Origin of the sequence: Oceanobacillus sojae (genome assembly GCF_007991515.1) — a bacterium.
Taxonomy (GTDB): domain Bacteria; phylum Bacillota; class Bacilli; order Bacillales; family Amphibacillaceae; genus Oceanobacillus; species Oceanobacillus sojae.
Genome location: NZ_BJYM01000015.1, coordinates 61,185 through 73,212 on the forward strand (window position 1 = coordinate 61,185; position 12,028 = coordinate 73,212).

At 37.1% G+C, this 12,028-nt stretch carries 8 protein-coding genes; 1 reads left to right on the forward strand and 7 read right to left on the reverse strand.

Translation table 11 applies throughout. The features are described 5' to 3' along the window. Window positions 1-37: 37 nt before the first annotated feature. Together OSO01_RS16910 and OSO01_RS16915 are read right to left on the reverse strand one after the other, a co-directional pair. The gene (locus OSO01_RS16910; protein WP_147211623.1) at window positions 38-1,432 is read right to left on the reverse strand and encodes a bifunctional metallophosphatase/5'-nucleotidase; all 1,395 of its coding nucleotides are present in this window, start codon (window positions 1,430-1,432) and stop codon (window positions 38-40) included. Window positions 1,433-1,445: 13 nt separating this feature from the next. Beyond that, window positions 1,446-2,276, reverse strand: a complete 831-nt coding sequence (locus tag OSO01_RS16915; RefSeq protein WP_246145196.1) for a sulfite exporter TauE/SafE family protein — start codon at window positions 2,274-2,276, stop codon at window positions 1,446-1,448. A 294-nt stretch (window positions 2,277-2,570) separates the two neighbouring features. Between OSO01_RS16915 and OSO01_RS16920 the strand changes: the two genes are divergently transcribed. Continuing rightward, window positions 2,571-3,602, forward strand: coding sequence for an aldose epimerase family protein (locus tag OSO01_RS16920; RefSeq protein ID WP_147211624.1), 1,032 nt, complete (start codon window positions 2,571-2,573; stop codon window positions 3,600-3,602). A gap of 71 nt (window positions 3,603-3,673) precedes the next feature. Here the strand turns inward: OSO01_RS16920 and OSO01_RS16925 are convergent, their stop codons facing one another. The 5 genes from OSO01_RS16925 to OSO01_RS16945 all read right to left on the reverse strand — a co-directional run bounded on the left by OSO01_RS16925 (window position 3,674) and on the right by OSO01_RS16945 (window position 11,861). Beyond that, window positions 3,674-4,825, reverse strand: a complete 1,152-nt coding sequence (locus tag OSO01_RS16925; protein WP_147211625.1) for an ROK family transcriptional regulator — start codon at window positions 4,823-4,825, stop codon at window positions 3,674-3,676. 306 nt (window positions 4,826-5,131) lie between these two features. Further along, window positions 5,132-8,212, reverse strand: coding sequence for a beta-galactosidase subunit alpha (ebgA, locus tag OSO01_RS16930; protein WP_147211626.1), 3,081 nt, complete (start codon window positions 8,210-8,212; stop codon window positions 5,132-5,134). A 48-nt stretch (window positions 8,213-8,260) separates the two neighbouring features. After that, the gene (locus tag OSO01_RS16935) at window positions 8,261-9,952 is read right to left on the reverse strand and encodes an amylo-alpha-1,6-glucosidase (RefSeq protein WP_147211627.1); all 1,692 of its coding nucleotides are present in this window, start codon (window positions 9,950-9,952) and stop codon (window positions 8,261-8,263) included. 129 nt (window positions 9,953-10,081) lie between these two features. Continuing rightward, window positions 10,082-10,906, reverse strand: a complete 825-nt coding sequence (locus OSO01_RS16940; protein ID WP_147211628.1) for a carbohydrate ABC transporter permease — start codon at window positions 10,904-10,906, stop codon at window positions 10,082-10,084. Window position 10,907: 1 nt separating this feature from the next. Beyond that, window positions 10,908-11,861 (reverse strand): carbohydrate ABC transporter permease, encoded by a 954-nt coding sequence (locus OSO01_RS16945; RefSeq protein ID WP_147211629.1) that lies wholly within the window; start codon window positions 11,859-11,861, stop codon window positions 10,908-10,910. Window positions 11,862-12,028: the final 167 nt, after the last annotated feature.

The following is a 12,028-nucleotide window of genomic DNA, read 5'->3' on the forward strand; positions in this document are numbered from 1 at the left end:
AGAAGGGGGATAACGTCACAAGTGGAAGTGACAGTGTCTAAGACTGCTTTACAGCATAGGCTAATAGATCACGTAAAAACTCTGGTACAAAATATTGTTTTTTCGCAGAACGGGCAATTTCCGGTAGCAGCTGGCCAAGGGTAAATACATCCGCAGTAGCAACATAGTAAGTTTTATCTGGATTAATCGGGTAACCATTTTCTGTATAAACCTGCTTTACATAAATATCACCATTACGATGAAAAGCTGTCTCTACCCTGATCCCAGAGAAAATCATTTTACCTAAAATTTCTCCCCGAAAGCCAAATCCTTTTAATTTCAGTTCTGTAAAAGAGGTAGAAAGCGATGCTCTGACTGTCTCTACAATTTCATCTCCTCTTAAATCAACAAGGACAGGATTAATCGGATGCGGACAAATCCGGTGAAGATCTCCTTTTGTAATTGCTCCAGCCGGCAGTGAATCTAATAATACCCCAGCATTCAGCATTGCGATATCTGCATTGGTCCATCTTTTGAGTACTTTTGTCAAAGATTGGATAATTGGCGTTTCTCCAAACCATTTTACCTCAAGAGGCTCTTCCACAACTGCTACTACCTGATCCAAATAATGATTTGCCTGCTGCAATAATTGCTGCAGATGCTCTTCAGTCTTCAAATCCTTTACGCTGTCTATTAAACTTACTGCATCCGCTTCTTTAGAGATAATCTGCTTCTTTTCATGATCCCAGATAACCTCTACTTCACCCATATAGTAACAATGCTTCCCAGCTGCAGTTATCAGGGTCTGATTTACCACTTCACCTTCTTCTAATAAGTGATGCGTATGTCCGCCAATAATAACATCAATATCCGGATATCTCCTCGAAATTTCCTGGTCCACTGAAATTCCTAAATGTGAAAGCAGAATAATCATATCTGTTTCTCTGGCTAATTCTTCTATATAGCTTTCAATAATGTCAAATTCATTTTCTACATTCCAGTCAAGCAGATTATAAAAAGCATTAAACGGAGCCGTTAAGCCTAATACTCCTATCCGTATACCGCTTTCTGTTGTAAATGTATGCGTACGTTTTAACCAAAATGGTGTAAACTCATCCATACTAAATAAATTACTGCACACAACTTGAAAATCCGCCTTATCATATAATTGATATAATTCTTGATGGGACAATGTGATACCCTCATTATTTCCAATCGTCACGATATCATAGCCTGCTTCATTTAATAACTCTACATTGGCCAGACCACTTGAGGCTTCTGTAATAGGATGGGACCGATCCACATGATCTCCTACATCCATCGTAAAGTAAGCTTCTTTATTTTGCTTTCTTAAGTCTTGCTTCTCTTTTAAAAATGCTGTTACTCTTGGCCACTGTTCAAAATTACTATGCAAATCGTTTGTATAGTAAAAATAAATTTTTTCTTCAGACATACTTCACCCGCCCCTAACCGATACCTTGTAAAATCATCCGAATTCCCATTATAATCAATAAGATTCTTAAAAACAGCTCCAATAACGAGCTTGAAATCTTTTGGTTTGTAAATGCACCCAGCTTACCGCCAATCCATGCTCCAGGAATGAAGAAAAGTACATAGGCCCACTCAATATTGCCGAGGGCAACATGCGTTATGCTTCCAAATAAGCTGACGAAAATAATCATAAACATAGAGGTAGCTGTTGCAATATGTGCAGGAAAACCAAATACAAGCAGCATAACTGGAACCATAATTGCTCCTCCGCCTATACCAAAAAAGCCTGACAGCATCCCGACAAAGAACGCAATGACAATAGCAGGTACTATTTGAATTTTATATGTATATATTTCTGCTCCTATTTTCGTCTGGCGTGATCCTTTTTCAGATTCATCTACTTTTCGCGGCTTAATTCCTTTTAACTGTCTGTAAAAAAGAATTGCGGCAATAATAATGATTAAAATACCAAAATAAATATAAAATGTATTTGCCTGAACAAATTGATTAAACCAGGCTCCGCACATACTCCCTGGAATACTGCCGATTAAAAACAGTCCGCCTGCTTTATAATCAATCCGTTTTGTCTTTGCAAAGGATAAAGCAGAAGATATACCTGTAAAAAACATAACCAGCAGCGACATTGCTACGACTGTTTGAGGTGTCACCCACTCAAAGCCTTCTATATTACCGCTGGCAAGGAATAGTAATGGAATTAATACGACTCCGCCTCCGAGTCCTGCCAGACTTCCAACAAACGCCGCCAGCATAGCGACAGCAAAACAAATAAGAATAACTAATACCACCAAGTACACCTTCTTTCTATATCTTTATAATATCATATTGTAGACTAGTTGAAAGTTAACAAACTTCATACTGGATGTATTGATTTTCATCCTGATAAAATAAACCATTTTTATGTAATTTTGGAAGTACACCTATTGCATCATTTATCTAATTTATGCTTATTCCCTATTGCCAAAGACGCCTTAAAAAGTTAGAATATTATCAATAAGTTAATTAATTAAATTAATTATTTTAGTTATTGTAATAAATTAGCTAAATAAATTGACGTTGCTTGTCGAAAAGAAGGTGAAAGCATGGACATACATGTAAAAGAAGTTGTCAATGGATGGAAAGAATTCACATTAACAAATAACATCATTGAAATCAGCATACTCAATTATGGTGGGATTATCACAAGGCTGTCTACACCAGACCGAAGTGGGAATGCAGAAAATATTGTTTGGACTTTTAAAGATTATCATAACTATGAAAAAAACCCGTTGTATTTAGGAGCTTTAATTGGAAGGGTTGCCGGACGAATACCTGATGGCCAGTTCAAGATAAATCAGCAAGCTTATCAGTTGGAACAAAATGAAGGTACAAGTCATTTACACGGCGGATCAGGCGGCTTTCATCAAATTCTGTGGGATACGCAAATAAAAAAAACAGAATCAACAGCAGTATTACAATTAACAACAAAAGATATAGCAACTGCAGGCAGCTATCCAGGCTGTCTAAATGTATCTATTACCTATCGCCTTACCAGTAAAAATGAATTTTCTATACATTATCATGCTATCCCAGATGCAGCAACCACACTTTCATTAACAAACCACACTTATTTTAATTTAACCGGAAATATGAAAAATTCTATTTACCAGCATCATATCACCATGCCTGGCAGCACCATTTTAGAATTGGATAACAACTTATTACCATCAGGTCATCTCATCGATGTAACTGATACAGCATTTGATTTCCGTTCCGGGGCTTTACTGGGGAAGGGATTAAAATCCTTACCTGACATAAAACAATTAGCTCTGGCTGACGGCTATGATCATTACTTTGTATTTGAAAATAAAAAAAGTTATATCGATGTTTATGAACAATCAAGTGGGAGAACCTTATCTATAGAAACGAACCAGCCGGGCATGGTTATGTACACTGCTAATCAAGGCTCCCAAGGATATGTATTGGAGCATGGATCTTTGCCTGCTCATTATGGTGTTTGTTTTGAAACGGCAAATACACCATTAGCACTTTATCAAGACCGTCTTCCCTCTATGATTCTGCAGGCAGGAGAGCGTTATGATAAAACAACTACCTTCAGATTTGGCACAAGCTAGTCTTCTTATAATATAAGAAACAGGACATCTTATCTATAGAAAGAATGTCCTGTTTTACATCTTCAGTCTATTTAATTGAAAATCTCTACTAAAACAAGAGCTGTTGCCCCTAACAGCGCAGCATCCTTGCCTAATTTACTGACAACTACCTTTGTTTCTTTAGCTTCTGGTGTTAAAGCATGTTGAGCAATGGTTTTATGTACTGTCGGAAGAAGCATTTCCTCAGCATTCATTACACCACCACCAAGCACAATCAGCTTTGGATTAACCACATGAATGAGATTGGTTATTCCTATGCCTATAAGCTTTCCAGTCTCTTCAAAAACCTCTTTTAAAGATGTATTCCCATTCTGTACTGCTTCATATACATCCTTTCCAGAATCATAATACTCTTCACTTAATTTATTTGCTCTTCTTGCTATAGATGATCCAGAAATAAATGTCTGCAGACAGCCTTTATTCCCGCATTCACAAACCTCCCCATGTATATCAATCATCATATGGCCAATCTCACCGGCTATATCCTGCGCTCCATGATAAAGGCTTCCATCAACCACAAGACCAGAGCCGACACCATTTCCGATATTAACAGTCATCATACTGTCCTGCTCCCCGTATTCTCCAAACCATGATTCTCCCAGAGCCATTGCCCTTGCATCATTTTCAACATATACTTCCAGATTAAATTCTTTCTCTAATGTTTCTTTAATTGGTATGTTTTCTAACCCTAACGAAGGGGCAATTAAAGAAGTTCCTGTCTCTACCTGTACAACACCATGCATGGCAACACCGATACCAAGCACCTTTTCAGGCTGATGTATCTTTGATAAAATATCACGGATTCCAGTGGATAGTATATCTAAAAACCGCTCTTTAGACATATCCTTTGGAAATAGCGTGCTGATACGTTCATAGATTGTTCCAGATAAATCTGATAATATTACATCAACTCTGCTTGAACCGGAATCTACACCAATTATATAGAAATGATGATAATTGATTTCCAGCATTGTTGGTTTACGTCCGCCATTAGATTTTCCTAAATCTTTTTCCTTTACCAGACCTTCTTCTAATAATTCCTTTACAAAGCTGCTCACAGTTGGGGGGGTTAATTTTGATTCTTTTGCAATTTGTGCTCTGGAAATAGGACCATCTTTGCGAATTTTATTAAGCACTAATGATTTATTTACGGACTTCATTAATTTAAAGGTTCCTCGCTGCATATAAATTCCTCCACCGTGAAATGAAACTTCTTTTCTTCCTTCTTTTGTAGTTTTTCGTAGAATCTTAATCCGTCTAACTATGATTACGAGATTTTAATTTGTTATATTTTTATTATACTGTAATTACTCCTTCCAGGAATAATCATTTTCATTTATTGTTCAACAAAAAATGTTAATAACATGCTAAGTTTATTTGCATTATAGCATATTGTATCTGTTTTACATCACGAAACGTTTGTTAGTGCTTATACTTTTTCCTAAAAGAGGGTATTTATCAGAAAAGGGAGCACCAAGCCCCCTGGAACGCTATTTATCGATTATTTTTTCTTTTCCCTTCCATATATCCGTAATTTCCGATTGCTGATAGACTGACAGCTTCAGCTTTAATGTAAAAGGTTCAAATGTACAGCGGTATTTTTTTAATTGATTTTGTCCGCAAGAATTAGAGCCCAGCCCATTTTGCTTATAATCCAGATGTAAATGAATATAGTCACTTTTTTGTAAATCAATGGTATGTTTAGCTGTTTCTAAATCTTCTATATCATAAAAGCTTGCTCCAAAATCAAATTTTTCTTCAACTGCTGATGCCATAAAGGCAGTTCCCTGCTTGTCGGATAACCTCATCCAGGTCGTGTCTGTATGATTTCCATTTTCCTGTGGCTTTACGTAATTTGTGAACATGTCGTCTACTGTTGATTGATACACGCCAAATAGATTTGCCTGTTTAGAGTCGACATAGCTTTCCCCTTCACCGCGGCCATACCATTTCACATGCTCCATTTCTTTATTCAGCTGTAATTCCACACCGATTCTCGGAATCATTTCCGGAGCATTTTCTATCATGCCGGCTGGGGTTCCCTGTACTTGGAAGAGAACATCTCCGTTCCCAAATATTTTATAGCTGTATTCACATTGATAATACCAGGCTGAATTGGTTGTACCATTAACCGTTAAAACGCGGATATGAACATAGTTTTCTTCTTTGCTATAAGAGACCTCATCCACCATTTCGTGCCAGAGATGCATAAAATATTTTTCTTTATAATCATGCAGCAGATACATATCATTATCAATCGGTGCCCGCCAAAACTGCAATACCGGTCCCGATTGAATCAGCGATTTATTATCCTTTTTCCAAGACAGCATTTTTCCATTCACACGATCAAAAATGATTTCAAAATCATCACCGCGAACAACGAGTTCAAAGCTCTTTTCTTCCATGGAAATTACTTCTTTCGGTGATTTTGGCTGCACTTCTTTTTTTAATGGCAGCAGAAACTGTGCATTTGCTAATTCATAACCTTCAGCAGCCCAAGATACATTTTTATCCGTTTTATAAGAAATATTTAGATAGTAATCAGAGCCAGGCTCTATATAAAAATCCAGATCATAATCTAATATAATATTTCTCTTCTGTCTGGCAGGAATGTCTGCTAATTGCTTACTTCCAGAGGTAATAATTTCATCTTCTTTTTGAATCGTATAATATAACACCAATTCCTGTAATGAAATAAAATCATATTTGTTTTCTACTTCCAGTATGCCTTTACCCAAATCGAGTGCTTGTGTATGAACGGGTTCAATAATCTTCTTATATTCTTTTAAAGCCGGAGATGGCCTCCGATCAGGCATAACAAGCCCATCGATACAAAAGTTCCCATTTGTCGGATCATCTTTAAAATCTCCGCCATAGCGATAGTAAACCGTTCCATTTTCATCCGTGCTTTCAATTCCATGATCACACCACTCCCAAATAAAGCCCCCTTGCAAATGATCATGTGCATAAATTAAGTCCTGATACTCTTTTAATCCCCCCGGGCCATTTCCCATCGCATGTCCATATTCACAGTGAATATGTGGTTTTTTCGTTGTTTCAATAATGTCTTCCATTGTTTTTCTCTTGCTATTTGGAGCTTCCAGCCAAGTATACATGGTGGAATAAACATCTGTTACTTCTGCTTCACGGTCCCCTTCATAATGAACCAGCCGCGTTGGGTCCTTTTCCCTGCAAACAGCTGCCAGCTTTCTAAAATTTTCACCAAAGCTGGATTCATTGCCAAGTGACCACATCAGGATACAAGGATGGTTTTTATCTCTTTCTATCATTCTGGCAACTCTATCCGCCATTACTTTTTGCCATACCGGGTCCTCAGCAATCCAATTATAACGATTTGTTAATTCAAACCCGTGGCACTCAATATCTGCTTCATCAATAACATACATTCCATACTTATCACATAGATCATAGAAATATGGTGCGTTTGGGTAATGAGCAGTGCGGACGGCATTAATATTGTGCTGCTTCATTAAAAGGATATCCTTTCTCATATCCTCCTCTGTAACAGCTCTGCCAGTTTTCGGGTGAAAGTCATGCCGGTTTACTCCTTTGAGTTTAATAGCCACCCCATTCACAGTAAACACATTCCCTTTTAATTCAATTTCACGAAAGCCTACTTGATTTGGGATAACCTCTATTAATTCTTCCCCTCGATAAACGAATAGAATAAGCTGGTACAGATAAGGATTCTCTGCGCTCCATAGAGTGATACCATCTATCGCTTCAGAAATGGAGAATGATTTCTCTGCCTCTTTTTCTCCCCGCAAAATTTGTTTTTTATTCCTGTCATATAATTCATAAACAAGCCTTAATTGACCTCTGTCTGTTCTTAATTCTCCTGAAAGCTTTAATTTGCCATCCTTATACTGGTTATTAAGATATGTATCTATCTTTATATCCTCTAATCCGCTGCAAGGCTGCGTATAAATTTCCACATCACGAAATATACCGCTCAACCACCACATATCCTGATCTTCTAAATATGTTCCATCAGACCATTGATAGACACGAACTGTAATATCGTTCTCTCCCTTATGCAGATAAGATGTAATATCAAATTCACTCGTTATTCTTGCCCCTTTACTATAGCCAACCTCTTTACCATTAACCCAAACATGAAAAGCCGAATCCACACCGTGAAAACGTAGAATAATATCTTGAGAAAACCATGCTTCCTCTATAATAAATTTCCGCTTATAAATCCCCGTTGGATTATCTGACGGTACATAAGGCGGTCTGATAGGGAAGTTATACCACAAATCAGAATAATGCATACTCCCATATCCGTTCATTTGCCAATTGCCCGGCACAACTAACTTCTCCCAGCTGCTGATATCATAATCTGGCTGCTCTATCCCCGTCTCTGCATATTCTGGTGCATTTAAAAATTGAAAATACCATGAGCCATTTAGACTTTTAAAATGATGGGTCCCTCTATTATTTCCTGCTATTGCAGCTTCCTTTGTCGGAAATGATTTAAAATAAGCTCTCGGCTTCCTGCGATTGATATCGGTTATTGATATATCTTCCCAAGTTTTATAATCGCGCATATTATTCTCTCCCTTACTTGTAATCGTAAGTTTCTTAACTATTTATTTTTAAACATATGCATTTGCTAAAATTAAAAAGACACTGGAGGTCCATGTAAAAGCCCTGTCTCTTAATCCTTCTCCTGTAATAGCATCAAAGTTTTCTGCCATTCCATTTTTATTCGCCATATTACAAAAGCGCTTAGAAAGCTCACTGGCAAAGCCCACTTCTCCAGCTCTATATAAGCCATCAATAATCAGCATCGTAGAAGGGGCCCAAATAGGTCCTCTCCAATAACCATCTGACTCATAATAAGTGCTTGATACACTTTCAGTAGCTAATCCATTATCTGTTAAAAACCTTGATTCATCCTTCAATCCCTCAACAAGGTTGTTTAAAATATCTTTTGGCAGCCGCTTTCCAAGTACAATTGGCATAAATAGCAATAAACTATCTCCAGTTTTCACCTGCTGATCAGCTACATATGCCGTAAAATAGTCTTCTTTCCAGAAGTAATCCAGAAATGCTTCTAACAAGCTTTCTTGTTTTTGCTTCCATACCTCAGCTTCATTATCTTTTTCGAGTCTGACAGCTATTTTTTCTAATGCTTCCATTTGTAAGACTAAGAAAGCACATAGATCCGGACTTTCTATAGGAATACCTTCACTAAAGACTGTACTATTATCCCAACCGCTATCGTTTCCATGATGATACTCAGGAAAACCATTCTTATTATAATCTCTGTATTTAAAATACCAGTTTGTCCATTTCGAAAGCGGGGTATAAATTTCTTCCAAATGATTATTTGATATACTTTCTGACCTATCCAGCATCCATAATACTGTCCAGCCGTGAATAGGCGGCTTTGTGCAATTCCAATAAGCGAATTCATCATTTATAAAATCTGGCAGCATCCCGGTGCTGTCTTGATTTTCAAAGAAAATCATCAGCTGATCCCAGGCTAATTCAGGCTGATGTTTTAACAATGCCATTGCATTAAAGCAATGATCCCAGCTCCAAATATTCGTCATCCAATTTTTCGACATATACATTGCAGGACGAATAAGCTTTCCTTCTTCTCTTACCATACTGGACCAGGTAATATATGCTGCTTGTTTTGTACCTTTCTCATATTCTTTAGGTGTTGACAATACCTTTTCTTGCCAAGATTGAAACGACTCTTTCACCTTTTTATGACAGACTTCAAAATCTTGTTTGAATTCTTTATTTTTATAAGTTATTGTAAATTCCTCTAAAATTCCATTCATTTTATTTGTTTTTGCCGATGGCAGGAAATCAATAATTACTTTTTCACAGCCATTTACATTCCATGGAGCATCAACTGTTAAATCCCCCTCCAAAACAGTCGTCATAAAGTTTATTTTCTTAGAGAAAACATTAATTTGCCAGCTCTTATCTGATCGTGAAAAAGCATTATCATAGGCATGTCTGACTAAAGTAAACCGAATACCTACATTTTCAGAGGAAAGACAAACATTATCTACATCCCCCATAACCAATTTTACCGAACCATGCTCGGAAACGAGCTCTAAGGAAGTTGGCTCCAGCACGCTTTCAAATGGAACAACCTCATTCTCTGCCAATACATCTATTTTAAAAACAGCTCCGTCATTATTGTCTCCACCTCGGATATTCCTTAAATATAATCCTTCCTCTAAACCTTTTCTCTTCTTTAAATATGATACAGATAAAAAAGATCCATATCTGCTAAAGGGAATGTTCTTTATATCAAAGGCCATTACCGTCCTCTCCTCCAATCATTTTGCTGATATCTAAACATTTTTGATTAGTAAGTAATAATAGAAAGACTTCACTTCCGGCTGATATAGGAAAATCAGTATTCTAATTACCGGTGAAAGCTTCTACCACTATTTCACAGAACCAGATATACCTTCAATAAAGTAGCGCTGCATCACAATAAATATTAAAATTACAGGTACTAAGGATATACTTGCTCCTGCTGCCATTCCAGTCCAATCCGTTTGGTATCTTCCCACAAATGAGAGCATTCCCACTGCAAGCGTTCTCAATTCTGGACTATTTAATGTTAGTACAAGCGGGACTAAGAATGAACTCCAAGTCCAGATAAATTGCATGATTGCTGCTGTAGCTATAACCGGCTTGGCAGTCGGCAGAACAATTTTTGCAAAGGTTCTAAAAAATCCAGCTCCATCAATAGCCGCAGAGTCTTCCACTTCTTGAGGCACCCTTGAGAAAAAGGCAGCAAATAATAATATAAATAAAATATGAGCACCACTTGATTCAGCTAATATTACACCTAATAAGGAATCGGATAGCCCAAGCATTTTCATTAATTCATAGAGTGGGATAATCGTATATCCGGATGGGATGAACATTAAAGCTACAACAACTGTAATAATAACTTTTCTTCCTGGGAACTTTACTCTACCAAGAGCATATCCGGTTAAACAGCTAAGCGTGATGACAATTAATACTGTTGATAGTGTGATAATGACTGAGTTCAAAAAGTATCCTGAAAAGTTAGCTACTTCCCAAGCACGGATATAGTTATCCCAATGTATATTCTCTGGAAGCGGGTTGATTCCCGAGGTCAGAAATGTACTATTTGTTTTGAATGACGATGAAATCATCCATATAAACGGATAAATCCAAATAATCCCAAAAACTATTAAAAGGGTATGTGTCATAAACATAGCAGTGCGATTTTTCATTTTATTTAATCCCCCCACCAAGCGGTTTTCTCTTCTGACCACTTACTTTATAAACAACCCATCCCAGAATTAAACTGATGATAAATACAGTCAGTCCTAAAATAACTCCTGCCGCAGATGCGAATCCTACCTGCGATGGGCCATCTGGTGCAAATGCAAAACGGTAAATGTATAATTCAAGTGTCTCCGTCGCAAAATATGGACCACCTTCTGTCAGTGTTTTTACTAAATCAAAAACTCTCATGCTGCTGACAACTGTCAAAAGTAAGATCGTGGCACCAATTGGTTTAAGCAATGGCAGTGTTATGTATCGCAATGTCTGCCAGGATCCGGCACCATCGATTTTTGCCGCTTCATACACTTCTCTTGGTATCATTTGTAAGCCAGTCAGCCAATAAATCATTGTTATTCCAATTTCCTTCCATGAACCAATAATAATCAAAAGAATCATAGCCAAGACTGGATTAGACAACCATGAAATAGATTGATCAATTAGACCAATTGCTTTAAGAAACTCATTAAAGAACCCCTGTGTTCCGAAGATATTCTGCATAACAATCCCGATAATCGCCATTGTAGTAACCACTGGCAGGAAATAAACTGTCCGATATATGCCTCTTCCTTTTAAATTTGGATTATTTAATACTAGTGCCAGTATTAAAGCAATGGAAATCGAAACAACTGTAAATCCAGCTGTATAAACAAAGGTATTTCCAAATGCATTCCAAAAGCTTGATTCAGTAAGTATTCTCGTATAATTCTTCAGCCCAACAAAATTGGTTAATGGGCCAATTCCTGACCAATCATAAAAGGAATACACATAGCTCATAACGATTGGATAAAGTGAGAAACCAAAAAACACTATGATTTGGGGAAGTATAAAAATATAAGCCCAAATATATTTATTTCTATTATATTTACTAATTCCATTACTGCTTTTTATTTTCTTTGCCATGGAAGATTCTCCTATCTCGAAAGATTAAATGAGGTAAGCCTCTACATTGTAATGTCTTTTTTTGTAGAAGCCTCCCTCATTATTTCCATACCTTAAGTTCAAAACCATTATGATAAAATGACAATCAGCTCTGCGCTTTCCTTCCATTCATTTCATCTAATAGAGGA

Bases quoted from the DNA above. Each gene is read 5' to 3' on its own strand.
- OSO01_RS16910 (WP_147211623.1), bottom strand. From the start codon at position 1,432: ATGTCTGAAGAAAAAATTTATTTTTACTATACAAACGATTTGCATAGT.
- OSO01_RS16920 (WP_147211624.1), top strand. From the start codon at position 2,571: ATGGACATACATGTAAAAGAAGTTGTCAATGGATGGAAAGAATTCACA.
- OSO01_RS16925 (WP_147211625.1), bottom strand. From the start codon at position 4,825: ATGCAGCGAGGAACCTTTAAATTAATGAAGTCCGTAAATAAATCATTA.
- ebgA (WP_147211626.1), bottom strand. From the start codon at position 8,212: ATGCGCGATTATAAAACTTGGGAAGATATATCAATAACCGATATCAAT.
- OSO01_RS16935 (WP_147211627.1), bottom strand. From the start codon at position 9,952: ATGGCCTTTGATATAAAGAACATTCCCTTTAGCAGATATGGATCTTTT.
- OSO01_RS16940 (WP_147211628.1), bottom strand. From the start codon at position 10,906: ATGAAAAATCGCACTGCTATGTTTATGACACATACCCTTTTAATAGTT.
- OSO01_RS16945 (WP_147211629.1), bottom strand. From the start codon at position 11,861: ATGGCAAAGAAAATAAAAAGCAGTAATGGAATTAGTAAATATAATAGA.